The organism is Paraliobacillus sp. X-1268 (genome assembly GCF_003426095.1).
GTDB lineage: Bacteria > Bacillota > Bacilli > Bacillales > Amphibacillaceae > Paraliobacillus_A > Paraliobacillus_A zengyii.
This window is the reverse complement of record NZ_QJSK01000005.1, coordinates 135,002-157,265: the sequence shown is the minus strand read 5'-3', so window position 1 is coordinate 157,265 and position 22,264 is coordinate 135,002. Positions and strand designations below refer to the sequence as shown.

Genomic DNA, 22,264 nt, shown 5'->3' with positions numbered 1-22,264 from the left:
CTCTTACTCTTTTGTTATTACTGCCTCTACAATATGAAAATTCCACGTAAATTTCTGCTGTAATCTACTTTTAAGAGCTTGTGCAGCTGATATCCCCATAACTCTACCTGTATAAAATCTAAGTCTCAAATCTTCATCTTCACGCAGTTTAGAATCATCAGAAGCTTCATAGATAACACTTCCATACTTACTCTTCAATTCATCTCTTGCATTGTTGTAGTAAGCAACATTATCGAATAAACCTGTCTGAACTCGATAGTATATCTCTTCCGACTCTCCACCTCTTCTATATACTAAATTTTCATAGTCTTGTTTCGAATCCACAATATGAAAGTTCCATGAGAATTCACTTTCTAGGGCTTTTTTGAAATTTTGAGCATTGTTATGTCCTTGCATCTGACCCGTATAAAACCGAATACGCCAACCTTCTTCCTCCTCTAAGATTGGTTTGTCTGGTGCAATATAGACAACTCTCGTATATACTTCTTTTAATCTCTTTAATGCATTTTCAAAGCTTTCCATATTAAAAAATAAACCAGACATAATCCGATAGTAATTATCATCAGAAGGTTCTTCTGTTGGAATCTTCAATTCTTCTTTCTCTTCTTCTATTCCTAAATAATCTAATGGATCTACTGCATTACTCTTATTTGCATTCCAATTCCCTTTATGAAGTTCAAAATGTAAATGCGGACCGGAACTCCTACCAGTATTACCCATAACACCGATTATCTCTCCTTGATTAACTTGTTCTCCAACACTTACTCTGCGACTACCGTCTCTCATGTGTGCATAAACAGTCTCCCATGTTTGACCATTAATTGCATGTTCAATATATATGCATTGACCGTAGGTTCCATTGCCATCTGAACGGGTCACCTTTCCTTTTGCTGAAGCATATATAGGATGATAACCACTTTCTGCGATATCTACCCCGTGATGATCTGGTCTGGATCCTGTTCTAAACTCACTCGTTACTCTTTTTGTATCTGTTGGCCATATAAAATTTGTCATAAAATATTCTCTCCTTCTAAGTTATAATATTGAATTTCTTTTCCTCTGAAACGGCTTCTATTTAGCTAATCCGTTTTTCCGCAATTGTTCTCTTTGTTGCTTCCCTTTGATAGTGACATAGTTGTTCTTAAACCATGTCCATACGGATGCTAGAAATGCCAGTCCGTAAGCAATAGATTCCTCGTCTATCACTGGTATAGGCTGTAAACCATATTGAGCCAGTAACGCGTTTACCCAAGCAATAGCAAGTGCTATCGTTCTTACCACAGTTCCTTTGTCCATGTTCTCACCTCCCTTCAAATTTGATTAAGCAAAACAATTAGCGTAATTAAAGCAAAAAGCCATCCGCCCCAATCGCGAATAGCTTTAAATACACTTGACTTACCTTTTTGTAAGTTTTGATTTAGTTGTACTTGCTTTTTTACTTCTTCTATTTCCTCTCTTACAAGACCAACTTCTTCGCGCAAACCGTTATACTGCTTTATGACTGCTCTCGTTTCCTTCATCTCAGATCGCAAATCTCTAAAGTCACCTTGTACAGCGTTAATCTGTTCAAATAAATCTTTGTTTGTGTACCACTGTTCTAGCATACTTTACCCCCTAGTATCTTATTTGGGTATATAAAAAAGCACCTCTATTGAGATGCTTAAGACTTTTTCTTGATTTTCTTCTCACGTTTACGTTGGCGAATTTCTTTGTAATTTAGTTCTTTCACATCAGGTATTACTTTAAACACACCATCTCTTTCAAGAATTACACTATTGTCTTTCGCTACTTTATTAATCTCCCAAAATTCATCTTTTTCATCACTATATTTAACTTCATACTTTGCATTAAGGCCTGTAACAATAAATATAAGGTCAGCTATAGAAAAAATTAATATAAAAATAAGTGACAATATTAAAGAAACAGCAAAAACTACTATTATTGCAACCAAAAGATTATATTGGTCAAATATAACTAAGATAATTTCAAAAGCAGAAATAATACTTGCTAAAACACAATATACAAATATTATAATAGTAAATAAGATTCTGTCTTTTCCTTTGTAAGACAAACTTTTTTCTAGATCGCTTTTTGTCATTAAATCATAGCCTGTATTAGCAAAAAAATAAATGATGGAAATAATTCCAACTATCCATGAAAGATTGGGAATACCCATACTCTCAATCAACTTGTACAACTCTTCCAAATCACCATCTCCTTTCTACCTATATCGGTAGAAAGGAAGGAAAATTAAATCATAAAAAATACGCCCTATTCGGCGCTAAAATAATCTTTCGCTCGTTTATCTTTTTTCTGTACCTTTGTTATTTCTTTATAGATTGATTTTACTAATTCTTTGCATTAACCTTTAACGTTAACTCGCCTGCTAAAGTGTCTACTTCCGCTTCTAATTTTGCCAATTGTTTTTCTACTTTTCAATCCTATCTTCCATTACGCTTCACTCCCATCATCCGTAATTTTTGTAGCTACTTCCTGCCTAACCAATCCTTCCAACGCGCTAGGTGCTTCATTACCTGCATACTGTTCAGCTGTCAACGGTATATAACCATTAACATTAATGGTCCGCTCTTCGTCTCTTCCTTGAAAGTGTACCTTTACACTATCCACTGCTCCATCAACATAGCTCATACTTACATTAGTAATTGTTATATTCATTCTGCTCCATCTCCCTTTTCAAATTGATCGCAAAGATAATCATATACAACAGCTTCTTGGCCACTAAATTCTTTATCACATTCATCTAATACCTTTTTAACTGTTTTAAGCATTCCTTGCGCATCACCGCCCTCAATGATTAACAATTCATCTAGTAACTCTTGATAATCTTTTTTGAATGCTTCTTGATCCGGAATATCATATTTTTCATCATTGATGATCGCCTTGCCTTCATCATCTTTTTTCGCATGTTCTTCAGCTAATTGTTTGCGCTGCTCTTCTACTTCTTTGGATCGCTCTGCTAACAACTTAATAAACTTAGTTCGATGTCTTGATTGTTTACCTTTTAAAGCCAAATCAAAAAGCAGGCTGGTCGCCTGCCCTAAATGTGCGTTTTTAATTGTTACTTGCATTATGCTGCCTCCTCTAATTTTGCTACCTTTTGTTTAAGTACCTGGTTCTCCATTTCTAAATAATTAATCCTATCTGCATGATCATTAGCAACTGGAATTAATAAAGTCCATAAGCGATCATACTCAATTCCTTCTATTTCATCTCCATTAAATGTGACATATTCACTCAATCCTACATCTGCAACATCTTCAGCAATTAAACCGTAGTATCTTTTTAATCCATCTGTGATACCATCATTTTCAGCGACCTCTGCCTTATCAAACCAATGACTTGGTTTTAAATCTAAAATCTTATTATAATCTATGTCGACAGCCTGTATATCTGTCTTATATTTCTTGGCTGAGGTTACACGCGCAAATTGTCCTGCAGTAGAAATATAAACGTTTGAACTTGCCCCCGTGGTCGTATTATAAGCACCAACTGAATATAAGTTTCCGTCTGCTCGTAAGCTTGTTTGTACTACTACTGTTCCATTAGCATCTAAACACAATGTATTACCTTGAACGAAAACGGATGCTGTTCTATTATCACCGTCATAGAAATCGTTAAATCCTATAGCACCGTTGCTAATAAATGTACCACCACCACCGGCACTATTTACGATAACCCCACGTCTTAAACTAACCTCAGAATCAATTAAACCCCTCGAACCATCTGAACCAACTGGTCCAGTTTTAAGTGAGAACTTACCATTGTTAATTGACAATATAGCGTAGGTATTTACCGTTCCGTCACCATCACCACCACCGTCACTGAAATAATCTCCCTCGGTTAAGTAATGGTTATTGTCAATTCTAGTGTAGTTCCTATCGTTGGTTATGGAATTAAAAGTTGATCCATTAATATCTATACCATTAATTTCACCTGCATTAATAATCCCTAAATTACCTGTAATATCAGATAAGACTGTTACCGCGCCAACAAGATTTATATTAGTTGCATCAATCGTCGCACTCTCACTAGATAAATTAATAGATGCAATCACACCGTTTTTATTTACTTTTAAATCTATCTCACTATCGAGACCATCAATGTTCAGCTCTGCACTCGATACCCTGCTTTCTATATCATTAACAGTTGTATTATTAGCCTTCAAGCTTATTTGACCATTAAGTCCATCAATATCTAATTCAGCACTGCTAACTCGTGATTCAATAGAGCTAACCGTGCTAGATTCAGCCTTGGCATTAATTTGATTACTATGTTGCGTAATAGTAGATTCAGCACTATCAACTCGACCTTCTAGACTATTAAATGTAGATGATTCTACTTTGCTAGATATTTCATCTGATAGCTGACTAATGCTACTATTAGCTTGGCTTATATCGGTTGTATGACCGTCTACAGTTTGCTCCAGACTACTTACATCAGTACTAATGCCATCCACACTTACACTCAAACTGCTAACATCATTACTAATGGTCGTCACGTCATCAGACAGGCTGTTTAACGTACTCTGCTCAGCTTTTAATTCTACTTGTCCAGCAAGTATATTAACCTCACCACTTAAACTACTGACATCGCCACTCACTGTATCTAACTCATCTTGACTAGCTTTCAGATTAATAGCTGTAGCATTTGCATTAATATCAGTACGTTGCTGACTAACCGTATTATCAAGTGTACTAAGATCACTAATTGCTATATTCAGATTACCTTCGACTGTGTCTAAGTTTGTACTGACAGTAGTGATTCGCCCATCCTGTGCATCTAAATCAGTTGCATTATCTATTACAGATTGTTGTAAATTACTAGCTGTAGTTTCTAGATTGTTTACCGTATTATTTATTGTTTGGACAGTTGAGCTATCTGCTTTTAAAAGTAACTCGCCATTTACATATTCAAGACCTGCCTTATCTAATAACTCTCCATCAATCTGTGTTTTAACTGTATTTGTATAGTTGTTTGCATTACTTTCAGCACTGGATTGTGCTTGATCTGCTTTGGTTTGCGATCCTGTTGTTGTCTCAATAACAGCTTGGCCAACTTCACTATCTAACTTATCTTTAGCAGCATTACCTGGTTCGTCTTTTTCGTCAATCTCTGGTTTCGTATAGGTAACTTCTTGTAAGTCTATTAAACTTATTTTCTTGCGTAATTGAGCTTGTAGTGATTGCCATATATTGTTGACCTCTGCCTCTGTATATTCTACAAAGTCACCTAATTGCACTTGCTTTTCTGCTCGATCTTTAATATCCCGTTCTTGATAGTAGATCCTTGCCTCTAAATATAAGGCTGGTTCATAACTTGTATCTTTTATTTGAATGGTATCACCAAAACGGATCTTTTTATTTTCGAGACCTGGTACCTTTTCTAAATCAGCAATCGTACCCTCATAGCTCACAATAGCATTAATACGCTTTGCTAATTCCTGTTCACCTAGTTCGATCAATCTTTCTTCGGTTGCATTTTCTTCTACATCAAACTGTGGTTCGTAGGGTTTGATGATGTGCTTTCCATCTCGTCCCCAACGTTCTAACGCATCTTGATCTTCTACTAGCACAGTTAATCTATTACTATCTTCATCAAGAGGACCCAACACTTCAAGCGCAGTAACAATATCTTCTGTGTTTTCGGTACGTTTCAAACCAATTAAGTCTTTGCCAAACTCAACACGTCTACCGCGCCATTGTCCGACCTTTTCAACTAGATCAACATAACGACCGATTATTTTTCCGCCTTGTTGTTCAACTCGGAATCTTAATTCTAAACCAAAGACAGATGCAATTTTCTTTAAATAGGCATATGGATCTGTGTAATCATCAAAAGTAATGGTTCTTACACCATTAAAAAACACGGTACCCATTTGCCATTCCGTTCCGTCTAATGCTTGGTTACCGTGAGCTTCAGCAGATAAAGCTTGCGATGTATGTGGTTGTATTACTTTTGCAGTACTTAACTCTGCATAACTACCATACGAATAAACTTCTAGTTGTCTATCTATTCTGTTCTCTTGTACTTCATAGATAATAAACTCTAAAAACTCGCCATCCTCACCAGGTATAATCACACGGTTATTACCAGCAATATAAGTAGAATAATCTCGATCCGCATGTGTACTAAAATCAAACAGTTCACTACCATCTTCTAAAGACTTTTTATGGCTGTTTGAAAGCACATTGCGATATCGAATATGTCCCAAAGCTTGATCTGTTTGGCCATTTGCTATAAAAACCTGACTCATTTTTCTCACCTCCGTTCCTATATGACAGGCTATAGATATCTATTACGATAGCTACCACTTGTGTTTACCGTATTTTCAGGCATTACAATTAAATTATTTTCTCCTTTTTCCAAAGCAAAAAAATCTGCGCCTAAAATACTAGATTCATACGGTTCACCGTTGATATAAACTTGCCCATTATTCGTATGATCGAAAATAATTTTGTCTCCTTGATATGCAATATAAGGGACTTCAACATCAGATGGCTGATTAATCTTCCAAAAACGCGTATCACGTATTGCCATTTCAGTCGTTTCATAGTCGCCAAATTTCCCAATATGAACTTGAACTTGTGCAACAGGACGTTGATATATTCCTTCTCCATCTGTAAAATATTTTGTTTCTCTTGCACTGTGCAGGCCATTATCGACTTTAGCAATGTAGGAAGTCCAAACGTTTCCATTTCTTCTTAGTCTTAAAATTCCTAAGAAGTCATCCCAAAGCTCTCCATTGGATTCGTCTGTTGTTTGACTGAGTGTCATTAGATATTTTCTATCACCGTTGACATCTTGGATGTAGGCTTCCATCCGATTCCTCTTTACTGCTTCCCACGAATCAGTGAGTGCAATTTTTGCTATGACACTACCATTGACATCAAGCAAATACACTTCTACACGACCCACGCCTGCAACACTATTAAAATTAGAAAGCGAAATATCCATTACAAAATCTTGTAGCGTCTCGGATAAACTTGTTTTTAGTGCTGGACCATACCATTTGGATCCATCCGATGGACTACCAAAACTAGATACGATAAACTTATCACCATCAGATGTCATCGTTCCTGAAACTACGCCGTTATCAACTTGAGTCCCATCAGTCCAGCCAGTTGTAGATGCCATAGTGTTATCAAGAATTTTAGTAAGTGGATTATAAACAATGCTGTCGACATCAACAGGTTGACCAATCATATTGTACATACCTAATTGATTTTGTATCAGTAAAAATGTAATAGGAGCAAGCACTTCAAATTCAAAGATTGGTTCGGATTCTGCGGTACCAGTGTTAGTAATTTGAAAATAATCGGATGATGCGACAAAAGGCTTTTCTTCACCGTACCCATATGGATCTGGACAAATAAATTGTATTGTTCCTTTTCTCAATCGTGACATTTTTTCAAAGTCATCAATGGAATTTTGAACAACTGCATAATAAATCCGTCCGGGTTCATCATCAAATTGTAACTTGACAACTTCATCTGTGATAAGCCATTCTGCTAATTCATCTTTTTTCCGTAATGCATCTGCATCATCTTTAATATGAAAACCTACAGGTTGATTTATATTTAATGGTTCAATGTCTGTTGATTGTAAGTAACCGCCTGGATAACCAGGTACCGTTAACAGATTTCTACTTCTAGCTGCAAAGGGAGGTTTGCTTCGTCCACGTTCAATATATAACCAGTCTTTTCTCACACCATTAAACGTTATAGATTTATACGCCAAATTTCTCCCTCACCTTCTGCTTCCGATTCTGTGTTTCTGTTATAACAGGTTCAAGACCCTTTCCTAGGGACCTGGAATCTATGATAGGATTTATATCCTTTGCCAACAACTGCATTAAGATTTCGTTTTGTTGCAGTGTAGCATTCAGTAAATCTTTCGTATAATCTACAGCTGTTTTTGTTGGTCTATTTGTTTGACCAGATGAATTACTTTGCCTACCCAATAACGCTAGTAACTTCGTAAATTCAGTTCTGAGATTAATAGGATCTAGAGCACTTTCCCACCCGCTGGTGCCGTCAGCATAGTGATTAATACTTTTAAATAAAGTCTTTGTTTTGCGCGCGGGCATAACATGTGTTCCTTTTGGTAGATTTGGATACAATGTTGGTTTACTAGCACTGAAAAACATTTTGCCTCCTGGCAGTGTCACTAGCTCACTACCAGAATTTGATCCTACCCCATCACCTAATACTGCGTGCCCACCTGGATGTCCTTGGGGTGGTGTTCCTTTGGCCCACAAATTACCTGAGGTAACATCCTCAAATCTTTGACTAATTGTTAATGTTTTAGATATTGAAGATGATAATTCAGAATTCAAATCACTTATTCTAGGACTAGTGTTGAGACTTACGTTTTTATTAATTTTTTCTTTAAGTAACGAGTTGACACCATTAACTCTATCGTCTATATCTCCTAGTAAGATGTTTTTATCAACATCTTTGCCCGCTTCCTTGGTTCGTTCTTGTTCCTTCGTGATCCCAATATCTGTTTTGGTGTTGTTATTATCTATTTGAGCACCTTGAGTTTCGAGCGCTTCTCTACCAGCATTTATTTCATCTTTAACTTGATCCCAAAGACCAGCCTCACGAAGTATTTTTTCAATTACAGTATCGTTTCTACCAAGCTTCGTATCAATGGCAGCTATTTGTTTATTTATCTCATCCTTATTAGCACCCTCTTTTTCAAGGTTCTCCACCAACTTATTTTTAGTTTCAAGAAGCTTTTCGTTTTTCTTTTGTATTTGCCCGACAATATTGCCTTCTTCAACTTTGATTTCAGTTGTCTTAGCCAGGTTATTTATTTTTTGTTGTTCTTCTTCTGATAACTTAGTTAGCTTTGTATCAAGCAGAGAATTGATATCGTTGTATAGACCAAGTTCTTCAGAAATATATAATTTGGCTTCTTGTTGTTCCTCGTTACTTGCGATTAAATAATTTAATCGCTCTTGTTCTTCTTGAGTGAGCTCACCGTTCTTTTGCCTTTTTTCTTCAAGTTGCAGGATTTCTTCACTATTTTTCTCAATAGCTTTATCTAACTGGTCAAGCCCTTTTTGGCCTTCCTCGTTAATATCGACTTGCTTTAATATGATGTTTTGATATTCAGCATCAAAAGCTTGTATTTTTTCTAAACTCTCCTCTTCATTTTCTAACTTCTCTCTAGTTTCTTTAGCGCCCTTTGTCAGACTATCAAAGATTTTTCCGTATTTCCCATCTTGGATATCCAACAAATCATTTTTTTCATTTGTTAATCTATTGTGTTCTTCCGTAGATAAAATCTCTGTATCTATTTCATTCGCAATTTCTCTTATTCTTTCTCCTCTTGCTTCCTCAGACATTTGTTGTGCTTCAACAAGTCGAGTTATCCTTTTCTGGTATTCTTCATGATCTTTATTGAGTTTATTAATCTCTTCTCTTGTTTCTTTTTCTTTAATTAAGTTATTCTCTCTTTCCCCTTCCAACTCAATCCTAGTGGCTTCGTATAGAGAAGAAATATATTCATTTACTGCTTCTGTATTTTTAGCAAAAGCATTACCTTGCTTTGAAACATTTGTTTCCACATCAGGAGTTTGATCAATAATATTTTCATTCGCTTCAAACAATTTATTTAATTCATCTTTTGAAAGCCCACTTTTCTCAGCTAAATTATTGTACTGCTCTTGCAATTCTTTGATTTCACCTGGGTTACTAGATTCGGCAATTCTTATATTTAAATCATTCATTCTGGCTAATTCATCATTGCTTATCTTTGCTTTTTCTGAAAGTCTATTAAATGTTTCAGCACTGCTTTCTAATTCCACTGCTTGATCATTTAAAGACTGTGCAACTTCCAAAGTAGCTTCTTCAGTTTCTTTGTTTCGTTGTGTTAGGTTATAGAGACCAATACTTAATCCAGCTACACCAGCTATTGCTAATCCTGCAACGCCACCTTTACTTAATAAAGATAAGGCTCCTGTTAATCCTTTTTTACCAGATAAACCGACTGTTTTCGTTAAGCTTCCAGTTACTTTAATTAATCCACCGACTCCACTACTAAGACCACCAACCACTGACAAAACAGGACCGGCTGCTGCGGCAATACCACCTAGCATGATAATGTTTTTCTTTCCTTCTTCATCTAATTCTTCAAACCACTCAGTAACGTCCTCAATTCCATCTTTTACATCTGGTAGCACATCTTGAGTAAAATCAAGTAGCGTTTCACCAACGGGTAACAAGACTTCCTTAGCTTCGCGCCAAGTAGCCTTCCACTGTTTGGATATCGACTGCTCAGCGTTTTTGGTCATGTCATCCATCGTACCGTCCACATCTTCTATACCTTCACCAATACCCCCAAGTGAATAGACTGCATCGGCTTCTAAGTCTTCAAACTTCGTACCAAAAAGCTCAACTCCGATTTGGTTAGCTGCAACCTGATCGTCCATACCCTCTAGCTCTTTTAATACGGCATTGGAAACGTCTTTTACAGTCTTATCACCCTTTTCAAACTCTTCCCATACGCCTTGTGTATCTTTAGAAAGTAGTCCCATTGCTTCAGAAGTCGTTTTACTTCCATCCTTCACACGAATCTGGAATTCTTTCATTATGTCATTGATGTAATCAAGATTGTAAACACCAGCTTCGGTACCTTTTTGAAGCAACTCAAAATACTCTTCTGCAGAATAGCCCATATTTCCAAACAGAGTGGAATATTCACTGAGATTATCAAACATCTCATTACTAAAATTCAGTCCGTTCTGCGCCCCTTTAGCCATCAAATCAAAGGCTTCATCCGCTTCAAGACCAAATCCTTTCATGAGGTTGTTTCCTGCTCGTGTGACCTCATTTACATCTGCATCAAAGGTATCTGCAAGGATAATAGCTTTTGTAGTGATGTTCTCTAATTCGGCATCATTTAGGTCCTTTATGTTCTGTCTTGTTTGCAATAAAGCAGTATCTACCTCATCAATACTTTCACCGAATCCATCTTTATAGATATTACGTGATATATTCGTTAATTTCTTCGTTTCTTCTGCGGTCAGGCCTAATGAATTCTGTATTCTTACAGTAGAATCCTCGTAACTAGATGCAACTAACCCCATAGCTGTCCCCATGCCAAGCACGGCTGGTGTAAGTGTAGTTGACATTGCGTTTCCAACACCTGTAGCTTTGTTACCGAAGGCTTGCATTTTGTTACCAGCGTTATCTAATTTGTTACCCATCTTGGTCCAGTTAGAGTTAGCTACGCGTTGCTCTTCTCTTAGCTTAGATAGATCATCTTCTACTCTTCCTACGTATCGACTTAGATTGTTTAAAGAAGCAACTTGATTGTTATATTCCTTCGCGGCTTTTTGTGCTTCTATAGATCCTTCACCGTGTTCTTTGACCATCTTTTCATAGCTGGTAAAGGCTTTCTCTGTTACGGCTTGTTGTACCTCTAGTTTTTTGTTTAATCCTTGAAGCCGTGTTTCATATTTGCCGATTGATTTATCACTACGATCAAAGGCAGACATGTTAGCTTTCATTTCGCTGTTGACCGTGGTCAATTGGGATTTTAAATCTTTAAGACCGGAATTGATTTTCATCGTTTCTAGGTCTAGCTCAATGGACAAACCTTCTATTCTTTCAGCCATCTTTTATCCTCCCTTCTTAACCACCAAAAGCAGAAATGAGTGACTTTTCTTCTCTTGGTTTATTTTTATCTTGCATGAGCTGCACAACGTAATGGATAGGCATATCTAGTATTTCGTTAATATCCTTGCCATTGCGCATTAATTTGTGGATGAGTTTATCTAGATACTCAGCTTGCTTGGCGATAGAAAAATCCTCATCCTCTAATTTTTCTTCGCCATGAAGTTTTTTGTGTCATCAGACTGTTGACCTTGCGCCACAAAAATAAGTTGTTGTTTTAAGACGTCTTGCCCTCCTGGTGCGTGAAGACGATTGTAGATGTCATCTGTTGTGATCTTTCCGGCAAAAACTTCATTGGCCACAAAATCAGCGATCTTATCAAATTTATCAGCTTCCGACATTTTTGTATTAGCCTCTACCTCATGCCAAACCTCAATGGCATCACGAGCAACTCTTAACGGTATAAAAGCAGGCGTCCATACTTTTTCAATCTCTGGTTCGTCACCTTTCAGTACACCTTCTGGATTTTTCACAAGTTCAAGCATATTTCGTTTTAAATTAGCCATGATCTTTATTCCTCCTAAATAAAAAGAACAAGGTTTTATCCCTGCTCTTCTACTTTTTGAATTAATGGTCTTCCTGCTTTATTATCAGATGAAGCTAACTCATCCAATCGCTCTTGCTTAATATTCTTATTGGCTGGCCTTGGGAATGCCTTATCCTTTTCATACTCCTTGTCATCTTCTAAATCTCTAAAACTTTCAATTACAATATATTTAACTTTAGCCAATTGTCTTACCTCCCTAATCGCTTCAACGTACTTGATAGATGCTTTACTTTGATCAACATGTTCAAATGAATTACCAAAAGGTGTCGAGTTTACGTATTTACCTTTAAAAAATAGATTCTGTTGATCATCAACAACACCAGCATTGTGAAAAATTTTTGTTTCGTAATAGCTTTCGACTGGATCCGTTGGCCAAGAGAAATTCAACTCTTCTGGCACTTTAACATCAATATTAAAATGATAGACATTCCAAAGTTGTGCCCACATCTCAGCAGTCCATTTTTGAATATCCGTTTTAGATTGACACACTAGTTTATAGATAGTATTAGAATCTTCATAAACCTTTTTCCAATATGCATAAGTTGGATTATTAATTGCCCACTGTGCACCACCTACAGGTTTATGTTTTCTAATTAATTCCGGATCAATGTCTATGGTGTTACACATATCTTCTAACAAACCTTCATCTTTACTATCAATGTAATCAACACTAAGATAACTTTCACAAGCTGATGCAAACCATTTATTTTTGGTTGGTTTTACATTAGGTATAGCTCTTAAAAGCACATCACTGTCTAAATAAAAATAGGTGTCGTTTTCTCTCGATGGATCTTCTTGTAAATATCTCATCCACAAGTATGGTTTTACTGAAGGTATATAAGATTTATCATGTCGATCATCACTATACACATGTGTTTCCACACCGTAATTTTCTTGTAAATAAATAGGCACCCGATCATCCTGCTTCGTAAAAAGCAAGATAATATCACGGATGCCTAGTTTTTGTAGTCTAGTAACACAAACTTCTAATTCCCACTCGAAACGTTTAATTGCTGGCTGGCATAGAATGTATTTCATACACTATTAAGCTCCAGTTGTGGTTGTTGTGGTTGAGCTGGTCGTTGTAGTAGTGGTCGTCGTTGTCGGATATGCTTGACCAAATACTTTTTGGAATAATGCATCACGATTAGCTGTTGAATCTTTAGCATCTTGCGCAAAGATAACCGATTTTTCTTCCGAAAAACCAGCCACTTCACGATCCATAAATTGGGCTGAAATCTCCTCACTTGAAAATTCTGTACTTCCGCTTTTTGTATTGCCGCTGATTGATGGTCTAGTGAAAATACCTTTAGGTAAACCAACATATTCTTTTGACCCATCCTCATACGTTTTAGCAAATACACAAGCCACGTATGGCGAATTATCATTGCTACCTGCTGCAGTTAAGCCGTCCACTACTTCCCAACCTAGTAACTTCTGTTTATCTTCAATCGGAATTTTATGAAATCCAGACGTTACACTAACGTCACCGCTAGATACAGCCATTTCTGCTGTTCCGTTATCACCATAGGCTCGTACAACGTCTTGTGGCATATCAACCGTAATATTTTGTAAAAATTTCACCCGTTCAATTGCTTCAGCTGTTAGAGTATCTCCAACCTCTCCATAGTAAAACTCATCTACACCTGTTGAAGCTCTATAATTCTTTTCTTCTGGCATTCTAATCACTCCTATAAATTATTAAAATCTTCTCTATACAAAAAACCGCGATACCGACGAGCATCACGGAAAACACCTTGATCATATTCTTTTGGTCCAGGTCGTTGAGCAAAACCAAACTTATTCCACATGACATTACGAATTGCATTAGCTAGATTTAAAGTTTCTAATCGATTATGTGACCACACATCAATTTGTATTAAAAAATCAATCTTGGTCCACGTATTGTCCGCAAAATTGATTGGTTCGCCACCGTCTAATGGATCAATAATGATGAAAGGATTATCTACATCCCCCGTCTCTGGATATTCATAATATTTAATCCTTTCAAATGCTTTTGATTTGATAAAATCATCAGTAATAAGATGATTATAAACAATTGATAATATATCCATCACAGACCACCTTTCAATGCTTTTCGCACTGCATCTCGATAGGCTTTTCCACTATTTTTTAATGCTCTTGCAATAGCGCCTTTACCATCTGGATTAGGATTGTTTATCGTTCCCCACTCATTGAGGTGAATAATACGATAACGGCCTTTCGGACCTCTCCAATGAATTGTGGCAACACGGACACCATTTATCCATTCTGGACCTTTGATAGTTATTTCTTCGATACTTCCACCTGTATCTCTGAAACTTTCGAATTCTTTCTCGAGTTCTTTAACAAATTCCTTGGCTGCATTAAGTAATGCTTTGTCAGTAATTTGTTGCATGGCCTTTTGACCCAGTTTCTGTTCTAGCTCATTCTGTAGCTTTTTTAATCCATTTATTTTCACGCTCATGTTACCAGCCTCGCTATAATGTTAATAAACCGATTATTCTGCGGATCTGGTTGAACGTGTTTCACATTGTATCGATTGTTTTTGTACTGTAGATGATCAATCGAAATATAATGTTTATCGGTTGGTACATAGTCCTGTAACGGATCTCTTATTACGATAGTTATATCAGACAAGGTACCATTTGACTTGGCCAGCTCGACATCTTTCATCCATACCTCGTCAATCTTGGCCATACATTCATAAAGAGTTTTCTTTTCACTCTCTCCTGGTTCTGGACCACTATTAGGAACATACTCATAAAAAACAACAGGCGTACGTAATTGACCGGAATGCAATCTAGGTGGTTTATATTCAAACTTCCTCATCTATTTCACCTTCTTTTGCAAATACAATATCAAGACTAAGGCCTAGTACGTCACTTTGGAAATTATCTTCAAAATATTCTACCGCGTCATTATAAGAGTACCTGGTTCGTTCTAATACAAGCTCCTTTGCTCTGATATCAAGATCAGTTTCTCCTGTAATATCAAACTCCCCACACTTGCTTTTTACATAGGCAATAGAAAAGGACAACGATGCTTCAATATCGTCGTCCTCTCCATTGTGAGATATATGCATACGGCCTTTAAATGCTTTTAGTAGTTCTGGCGTGATGTCCAATCACATCACCTCCCGTTTATGCGCTAGTCGTTGTAGTTGTTGTACTAGTGCTTGTTGTCGTAGTTGCAGAAGTATTAAAATTAATATCTAAATCATAAAGTAAAGCAGTTTTGTTGTCCTCTGGCTTACCGTTTGCGAATTGTTTAATTGTATAAAGCATTGCGTCTTCAATGGCTAACGTTTGGTCGAATTTATTTGTTTTGTAACCTCCAGCTAGTGCAGCAAGATACTTTCCTTGAACAAAGAATAGCGCTTTCCCAACTGGAATCTCCTCGGACTCAATCGGTTTGATATTGTAAGGAAGTGCCGTTACCCATTGTCCATTAGAAGTCTGGATTGTATTTCTAGCTTGTACACTAATAGCATCAATTGGATTTACTACCATAACAATTTTATTCATCACCTTGCGCGCCTTATCTTTTGCATCCGTGGACAATTCCTTAATTACATCGTGCAATTCTCCAGCTACCACTTCACCAAATTCAGAAGGTGCAAAAGTTAGTGGTGTTCCAGTAGAAGTTTTAGTTGTAACGGCACCACTTTCTGAATCAACGTTCTTCATTAAACCGATTGGTTCACTTTGAACAGGTCCACGACCATTTACTAAACCATATTCCAAACCTACTGAATACGACTCAACTAATAACGTACGAACATAACGTTCTACCCATACTGGTCCGAGCTCTAACATGTCCTTAGGAATGACAGCGAATGCAGTAAGTTTCAATTGTCCGATTTCTTCTTCGGTAAATGCTGCACTTACTTGCCCTTTAATCTCTCCAAATAATTTGCCCCAAGCATATGCTTTTGTTGGATCTGATTTGATAAATCGCGTTACAGCTCCTAGGTCTCTTAGACCGATTGCTTGAAGCAATGGATGTGCCTCCACAAGATCTTCAAAAACACGCTCTTGTGTAGTAACCGGCAAGATAGAATCCTCATTAAATCCTTCAGAAGTAACAACCTCGTTAAAGAATTTTCTCTCTTCTGAGGTAAGTACATTCTGACCACGCGCAGTTAGGATTTGCGCATCCATTTGCTGAGTGCGAACTTCTGCAGTGATCTTTTCTGTTAAATCATCAGCAAGAGCAACCTGCATTTCGTCCCAAGCAGCCGCAAGTTTCTCCTGGTCTTGCTCTTCCGCTTTAACTAATTCCATGTACGCTTCTTTTTTTGCTTTAAAATTATCCATTTTACCTTTTAACTTAATTGTCATTATGCATTCCTCCAATATTTTTTTAAATTAAAAAATGAACCCTTTTCGCTTATTCTGCATTGGTGCAGAGGACTTAGGTTCATTTGGTTCTTTGTTATTTTCTTTTAATTCATTCAGAATCTCTTTTTTAAATTCTGTAAACATTTGCTTTACAGCTTCTTTGCCGATTCCTTGCTGTGGTTTATCTGTTGCTTGATTTAACTTTCCCTGCCTAATACCATCAATCACTTCCTGTGGGATTAAGTTAGCAACTCCAGAACTAGCTGAAAGCTTAAATTCATTTTCAAACATAATTTCATCAATTAGCCCTTTTCCAAGAGCATCTTGAGGTGTCAACCATGTTTCTTCACCCATAAGCTCCAGCAGTTCTTTTTCTTCCATTCCGCTTTTTAGTCGGTATGCATTAGCAATTGTTTTATCGGTATTCTGAAGCATCTGAGCTGATTTGCTCATATCTCTATGATCGCCACGAGCTATCGTAGAAGAGTTGTGGATCATCATTTCTCCAGTCGGAGTCATTCTAACTTTACCTTTATCTCCCGCCATTGCGATTACACTAGCTGCAGATGCAGCCAAACCAACTATTCGTGTTTCAACACTACCTGCATAAGATTTTAAATCTGTGTAAATCTCAGATGCAGAATGCACGTCACCGCCACCGCTATTAATAATGACTTCTAAATCATCACCGTTTGCCTCCTCGATTTGATCTAGGATCGTCTTCGGTGATGTATGTTCGATGTCGAATAGGTCATATATCCAGGCAATATCGCTAGACACAATAGCACCTTTAACATTAATTCTTTTTGGCATTAATTCTCACCTCCTTCAGATGCTGCTTGATAATTTTTAGTGATAACAAACTTGTCTAACTCTGGATCGTCTGATCGTTCCTTTCCAAACAACTCTCTCACCTCATTTCTAGTGAAAGCCCCTGAAGCAACCAACTTGTCCACTGCTTCTGCATTCTCTACTACATCTCTTTCCGTTAAGCCAAAAACATCGATTCTAGAACCGTTTAAATATTCTTCTTTCGTAAGGATTTTTGCGTTTAATTCGTTCTGTATCTTTCTTACGATTGGACTATTACCAAATTTCACATATGCCTTGACACTTGTTTCATAATCGGACAACTCCCCGTGTATTAAAGCAATAGGAATGCCTATAATGTTGGCAATATCATCAATAAGAGACCTCTTAAGCTTAGTTATTTCTTCAATCGATTGTCCCTTGCCGTCACCTTTTGCTACCTCGTCATATTCAAAACCTTTCAGCTTGGGTACAAGTGCAACTGTGTTTTTTCTAAATGATGTAAACAACTTATCAATAAAAGCTTGTAATTTGCTTTGGTTTTCTTTATCTAGCTTTTGCGAAGTATCTAACCCCACGGTTCCTCGGATTTGATGATTCCGCATGCTGATCTCTATCATTCTACTAAACAAGTCCCCAAAATCTTTGAACATCCCATCCATAAAATTGGTGAGTTTCTCATTGTTGTACTCCATATGGATTACTTCATTCATACGAAAAGTCCGTCTAAATGTGTAGTCTTTTACAGTCACATTTGTAAAAATATCTGGATAAACTGCGAATTCTTGTCTATCGAAATCATCAGCTATCAATAGGTCATTGTTTTCTGTCATAATCACTAGTACTTCATTATCGTAAATTAGCCTATAAACAAAATCCTGCCAAAATCCTGTAGCTGTTTGATCTGTATTCGGCCTAATATTCAATAAATAATGCCAATCATCAAATTGACGCTTGCCATCTACCATTATCCTAAAGTCTGATTGGCTAATAGTTCGAGCAATAAAATTAATACAAGTCTCTAGGGCCAATTTTTTTAAGTAGGCTCGATGAGTTGTCTCAGAGGTAAGATCTAAATCAAACATCCATTCAAGTTCACTGTTACGTTTTAATACATCGCTTAACCATCCCACTCTATGTCCTCACCTCCTTTAAAAGTTTAGGGATTCTAACGCATCAAATGATTGATCGTAGTTAACATCATCTTCTAACTCAGTAGCGCGATACAAAGCGTGAACAAAGGCCTGGAAACCATCTGTTTTACGTTTAACTTCTTCTTTCTTCAAAAATTGCTTTCCAGCTTGTGTTTCTTTTACATAAACATTATTAGTGAACCATCGCATCAAAGGGTTGTCCCCGAAAATAAACTTGTGATTTGCAAAGCCATCTTCAACACGCGGAGCAAGTAAAGGATGAATACTAGAAGGTCTTCTTATACCTTCCACTTCGAAACCTTCTGCTTCGAGTAAAGGCCTTAATATATCTAACTTGTAATTATCAGCAATAATTTTTTCAACGCCATACTCTTCGCGCATAGCAACAAACCATTTAACCACATGCATTGGATTAAGCGACGGTTCATCAACAACCTTCATCAAACCATCTTTCTCCCATTTCTTAATTGGCGCTTTTTTCTCAGTACCAAAATCATTGTTAGCATTGGAGTATCCATAATGCACATCACAAAAATGTTTCATCGCAAACGTAAATGATTTAAAAGCATATTCATCACCTTTTTTAAATAAGAGTCCACATGTGCTAAAATCTCGAACACTACCAAAATCTAACGAACCAATTGGTTTTGTATCAAGTTTGAAAAATGGTCGATTAGTTGCCATCATCTCTTTACGAGAAGCAACTGAATTTTCCATGTTATCCTCTATGAAATTCATACGCTTAGTTACAAATGCTGCGCGACCTGAAGGTTCATATGCTAGTTTGTTGTATTTCTTTTTAACCTCGTTAAATAATCTTTTTCCGCGTTTGTTCAATGGCGGTTGAAGTGCTGGATTAGCTTTTGGCCACAAATCAAAATCATCCATTTCTGAAATGTCATCAAGCTCGGCTATATACGGAAAAACACCTTTAAATTCAATTATCCCATTTAAAACATCTTCACATTCTCGATATTTAGTATCGAAATATCCTTCTCTAACATACCCTTTTGTTCCTATAAAAAATTGACGTCCGTGATCAACTTTACCAAGACCGCCACTAAACACATCTACAATAGATGTGTTTTCCATTTCGTGGTATTCGTCATACATAACGGCCCCTTCTCGACCGCCATCCTGGGAACTTGCATTACTAGTTTTATATTCAAAAAGACTTTGCGTCTCATAAGAAGTAATACTACTTTTGTAAGCTTCGAACTCTTCTTTTAGGTCTTCATTGCCTTTTCTATTGATAACTCTAAAGCATTCCATGAAACTTCTTTTCGCTTGTTTTTCGGAGTTAGCAACAATTGAAACGTCATAATATTCAATTCCGTGAAGTGAGCTGATGAAGTAATTGGCTAACGTGGATAGGAAACCATTCTTACCACCACCACGACCAATGTTAATAACAAATTCATCGAATACAACTTCATCATCTTCAACATAAAATAAAAAGACGAATGCGGCAATAAATTTCTCCCACTCATCTATTTCAAAGTACCAAGTCTCACTAAAATCTATATAATTCTCTATTTGCTCTTCATCAAAATAATAAAGGTCAGATCTAGGCAAAATATATTTTTCAATTAGCGATAATAGCTTTTCCCTTTTGTCATTTAAAACTATTTCCCCATCATGCCATTTTTTTATATAACCTTGAACATACTTATTATGCAGCATAGGCTATCGACGACCTAATAACTTTGATTTCCCATCATTTTTAGGCTGCGGTAATAAATCGGTTAATTGTTTTATAGTTGACTGATAGGTCTTATCTCGATTGTCATAGTTTTCAACGATGGGCCGTTTACGATCATAAGGTACTTGGTTCTCACTTTGCGAAAACTTTTCATACTCCCCATTTTCTAAGATGTCTTTCCAGTTATCATCTAATAAAATACGTAGGCGCGCAGCTTGGGTGATTAATCCTTCTGCAACATCTAGTTGGTTTTTAGGGATACTTTTAAAAAGACTATTCAACCTTTTAGCTTCTAACTCTACTCTACTCTCCATATCGTCAATTCTGTCGTTTAATAGATAAAGTAACGATACATCCAATGCTTTTGCAATCCTAGCTAAAAGCTCCAAACTAGGAGAGTTTTTCCCATGTTCGAGACTTGCGTAGTAATTCGTAGACACCCCTGCTTTCTTAGCAAAAACAGCTTGTGTCAACTTTTTTTCTTGTCGTTTTTCACGCATTCGAAAACCAACTTTTTGTTTATCCAAATTAATCACCTTCTTTCTGCACGGACTACGGGGAGGGAGGGGGCAATATATTTCGATACATCTGCTGAGTTGATCCCCCTCCCCGTTCCCTCAAGCCGAAAAAATCTGCAAAACTTTTTAGGTGGGGGGTCTATTTAAAGTAATCTTTCACAATTTTCTTCTCTTGTTTAGTTAAATCTTCTTGATAAATAGGGTTTTTAAAGCTTTCTCGCATCGTTTCTCCGCAAGCTAATCTTATTTTGATTTCTTTTAAACAATCTTGTATCGCATCTTCTCTCATCCCTACCACCATTCATCGTCCCATTTAGGTTTCTTCTTCTGAAACATAAACCGATTATGCTTTTTGTTATGGCACCTCACACAAAGTGTCTCAAGGTTTTCAAAATCCAAAGCTAACTCTGGATAATCTTCTAACTCTTTGATGTGATCCACATCTAATCGTTTGTGCTTATCTGGATCATGCTTATCCGTATACACTCTTCCCTGGCGCTTGCACTCCTGGCACTCAAAGTTATCCCGTCTAAGAACCTCACGTCTTACAGCAACCCAAGCTCCTGACCGATAGAACTTCTTTTGTTGCTGTTTGGTTTTATATTCAGTTGCTGGCATGACCTTTTACTTTGCGGTCAATTCGATTGGTTACTGAATAACCTTTACTTAGATCAGCATGTTCGATGGAATAAGAAAGTCCTCCATAAGTATCCGTATCTGTTTCCCAATCAAGGAGAACGCTTAGCTTATGTTTTATCTCTTTACCTTTATAAAATACTTTTGGTACTGAATTCTCTTCTTCTAATACAACTACTAGTAAATTGTTGTTGATCAATGCTTGCTTTACGATCTCAGTTACTTCTTTCAACTTACCTTCTTCAGCAAGTTGCCTTACAGTTTCTATTTGTTGTGGAGTATATTTATCTAACATGATCTTCATCTCCCTTTTTTTGCATAATAAAAAGACACCTCAATGAGATGTCTTTTAGTTAACTTTATCTATCATGATAATTAAACCATCACGGTATTTTTCTCCATAAGTTATATCCTGTACACCTATTTCAAATCCGTTTTCACTGTACTTAATAATTTCTGCATTTAAGTTATCTATAGCTTCGGCTGACTTAATCAAAAACTTATCCTTGTCTAAATCTAAAGAACTAATTACTGATTTAGAAGCATCTATACCTGACCCTAATAGATGATAATAAATTTGATTCTTATCAATCACTATCTTGAAATTAGTTAACTCCCCATTCGAATTACTCTTTACTTCTATGAAGTAAGCTCCTTTTTCATTATATAGTGACTGCCATTGATTGTTCTCGTGCTTTGCCACTTCATCAGTATCAATTTCATTTGCTTCAGTGTTCTCTACGCTTTCATTAAAATCATTTATAAAGGTTTCTAGCTCATCTGTTTTTGCTTTACAACCAAAAAGAAAAAAAGATAAAACTAATACGAATGCTAGCTTTTTCAAACGAT

The 22,264-nt window shown here is 36.7% G+C and carries 26 protein-coding genes and 1 pseudogene; all 27 read right to left on the bottom strand.

Annotation, left to right across the window (positions count from 1 at the left end):
- Positions 1-3: 3 nt before the first annotated feature.
- A complete protein-coding gene (locus D2K62_RS09360; protein WP_117161352.1) occupies positions 4-1,014 on the bottom strand; it encodes a M23 family metallopeptidase in 1,011 nt (336 codons plus the stop codon).
- Positions 1,015-1,071: 57 nt separating this feature from the next.
- On the bottom strand, positions 1,072-1,296 hold the full coding sequence (locus D2K62_RS09355) for a phage holin (RefSeq protein ID WP_117161351.1): 225 nt from the start codon (positions 1,294-1,296) through the stop codon (positions 1,072-1,074).
- A 14-nt stretch (positions 1,297-1,310) separates the two neighbouring features.
- Positions 1,311-1,604 carry a hypothetical protein gene (locus tag D2K62_RS09350; RefSeq protein WP_117161350.1) on the bottom strand — a complete coding sequence of 98 codons (294 nt, stop codon included), beginning with the start codon at positions 1,602-1,604 and terminating at the stop codon, positions 1,311-1,313.
- A gap of 56 nt (positions 1,605-1,660) precedes the next feature.
- Entirely contained in the window at positions 1,661-2,206 is a 546-nt protein-coding gene (locus D2K62_RS09345; RefSeq protein WP_117161349.1) for a hypothetical protein, read from the bottom strand.
- 245 nt (positions 2,207-2,451) lie between these two features.
- Positions 2,452-2,676 carry a hypothetical protein gene (locus D2K62_RS09340; RefSeq protein ID WP_117161348.1) on the bottom strand — a complete coding sequence of 75 codons (225 nt, stop codon included), beginning with the start codon at positions 2,674-2,676 and terminating at the stop codon, positions 2,452-2,454.
- Complete coding sequence (locus D2K62_RS09335; RefSeq protein WP_117161347.1) at positions 2,673-3,089, bottom strand: DUF1617 family protein; 417 nt, start codon at positions 3,087-3,089, stop codon at positions 2,673-2,675. The genes D2K62_RS09340 and D2K62_RS09335 overlap by 4 nt, the downstream gene beginning before the upstream one ends.
- The gene (locus tag D2K62_RS09330) at positions 3,089-6,274 is read right to left on the bottom strand and encodes a phage tail spike protein (protein WP_117161346.1); all 3,186 of its coding nucleotides are present in this window, start codon (positions 6,272-6,274) and stop codon (positions 3,089-3,091) included. The genes D2K62_RS09335 and D2K62_RS09330 overlap by 1 nt, the downstream gene beginning before the upstream one ends.
- A 29-nt stretch (positions 6,275-6,303) precedes the next feature.
- Positions 6,304-7,758 (bottom strand): distal tail protein Dit, encoded by a 1,455-nt coding sequence (locus D2K62_RS09325; protein ID WP_117161345.1) that lies wholly within the window; start codon positions 7,756-7,758, stop codon positions 6,304-6,306.
- Positions 7,748-11,647 (bottom strand): phage tail tape measure protein, encoded by a 3,900-nt coding sequence (locus D2K62_RS09320; RefSeq protein WP_117161344.1) that lies wholly within the window; start codon positions 11,645-11,647, stop codon positions 7,748-7,750. The genes D2K62_RS09325 and D2K62_RS09320 overlap by 11 nt, the downstream gene beginning before the upstream one ends.
- Before the next feature lie 16 nt (positions 11,648-11,663).
- A complete protein-coding gene (gpGT, locus tag D2K62_RS19460; RefSeq protein ID WP_277871490.1) occupies positions 11,664-11,786 on the bottom strand; it encodes a phage tail assembly chaperone GT in 123 nt (40 codons plus the stop codon).
- 62 nt (positions 11,787-11,848) lie between these two features.
- Positions 11,849-12,211 carry a phage tail assembly chaperone G gene (gene gpG, locus D2K62_RS09315; RefSeq protein WP_112181377.1) on the bottom strand — a complete coding sequence of 121 codons (363 nt, stop codon included), beginning with the start codon at positions 12,209-12,211 and terminating at the stop codon, positions 11,849-11,851.
- 35 nt (positions 12,212-12,246) lie between these two features.
- Positions 12,247-13,290, bottom strand: a complete 1,044-nt coding sequence (locus D2K62_RS09310; protein WP_117161343.1) for a hypothetical protein — start codon at positions 13,288-13,290, stop codon at positions 12,247-12,249.
- A gap of 6 nt (positions 13,291-13,296) precedes the next feature.
- The gene (locus D2K62_RS09305) at positions 13,297-13,932 is read right to left on the bottom strand and encodes a major tail protein (protein WP_117161342.1); all 636 of its coding nucleotides are present in this window, start codon (positions 13,930-13,932) and stop codon (positions 13,297-13,299) included.
- A gap of 11 nt (positions 13,933-13,943) precedes the next feature.
- A complete protein-coding gene (locus D2K62_RS09300) occupies positions 13,944-14,327 on the bottom strand; it encodes a DUF3168 domain-containing protein (protein WP_117161341.1) in 384 nt (127 codons plus the stop codon).
- Complete coding sequence (locus D2K62_RS09295; protein ID WP_117161340.1) at positions 14,327-14,719, bottom strand: hypothetical protein; 393 nt, start codon at positions 14,717-14,719, stop codon at positions 14,327-14,329. Before D2K62_RS09295 ends, D2K62_RS09300 begins: the two co-directional genes overlap by 1 nt.
- The gene (locus tag D2K62_RS09290; protein ID WP_117161339.1) at positions 14,716-15,084 is read right to left on the bottom strand and encodes a head-tail adaptor protein; all 369 of its coding nucleotides are present in this window, start codon (positions 15,082-15,084) and stop codon (positions 14,716-14,718) included. The genes D2K62_RS09295 and D2K62_RS09290 overlap by 4 nt, the downstream gene beginning before the upstream one ends.
- Complete coding sequence (locus tag D2K62_RS09285; RefSeq protein ID WP_232827993.1) at positions 15,071-15,379, bottom strand: phage gp6-like head-tail connector protein; 309 nt, start codon at positions 15,377-15,379, stop codon at positions 15,071-15,073. Before D2K62_RS09285 ends, D2K62_RS09290 begins: the two co-directional genes overlap by 14 nt.
- A gap of 16 nt (positions 15,380-15,395) precedes the next feature.
- Entirely contained in the window at positions 15,396-16,595 is a 1,200-nt protein-coding gene (locus tag D2K62_RS09280) for a phage major capsid protein (protein WP_117161338.1), read from the bottom strand.
- 27 nt (positions 16,596-16,622) lie between these two features.
- Entirely contained in the window at positions 16,623-17,408 is a 786-nt protein-coding gene (locus D2K62_RS09275) for a head maturation protease, ClpP-related (protein ID WP_117161337.1), read from the bottom strand.
- Positions 17,408-18,538: a phage portal protein gene (locus tag D2K62_RS09270; protein ID WP_117161336.1), complete on the bottom strand. Its 1,131-nt coding sequence runs from the start codon at positions 18,536-18,538 to the stop codon at positions 17,408-17,410. Before D2K62_RS09270 ends, D2K62_RS09275 begins: the two co-directional genes overlap by 1 nt.
- Positions 18,539-18,556: 18 nt before the next feature.
- The gene (locus D2K62_RS09265) at positions 18,557-20,242 is read right to left on the bottom strand and encodes a terminase large subunit domain-containing protein (protein ID WP_117161335.1); all 1,686 of its coding nucleotides are present in this window, start codon (positions 20,240-20,242) and stop codon (positions 18,557-18,559) included.
- 3 nt (positions 20,243-20,245) lie between these two features.
- Positions 20,246-20,575, bottom strand: a complete 330-nt coding sequence (locus D2K62_RS19140; protein ID WP_232827999.1) for a hypothetical protein — start codon at positions 20,573-20,575, stop codon at positions 20,246-20,248.
- 33 nt (positions 20,576-20,608) lie between these two features.
- A pseudogene (locus tag D2K62_RS19135) lies at positions 20,609-20,761 on the bottom strand (helix-turn-helix domain-containing protein); the annotation flags it as partial.
- Positions 20,762-20,918: 157 nt separating this feature from the next.
- Positions 20,919-21,080 carry a hypothetical protein gene (locus tag D2K62_RS18750; protein WP_198671295.1) on the bottom strand — a complete coding sequence of 54 codons (162 nt, stop codon included), beginning with the start codon at positions 21,078-21,080 and terminating at the stop codon, positions 20,919-20,921.
- A complete protein-coding gene (locus tag D2K62_RS09255) occupies positions 21,071-21,397 on the bottom strand; it encodes an HNH endonuclease (protein WP_117161334.1) in 327 nt (108 codons plus the stop codon). The genes D2K62_RS18750 and D2K62_RS09255 overlap by 10 nt, the downstream gene beginning before the upstream one ends.
- A complete protein-coding gene (locus D2K62_RS09250; protein ID WP_117161333.1) occupies positions 21,384-21,710 on the bottom strand; it encodes a hypothetical protein in 327 nt (108 codons plus the stop codon). The genes D2K62_RS09255 and D2K62_RS09250 overlap by 14 nt, the downstream gene beginning before the upstream one ends.
- A gap of 54 nt (positions 21,711-21,764) precedes the next feature.
- Entirely contained in the window at positions 21,765-22,259 is a 495-nt protein-coding gene (locus tag D2K62_RS09245) for a hypothetical protein (RefSeq protein WP_117161332.1), read from the bottom strand.
- Positions 22,260-22,264: the final 5 nt, after the last annotated feature.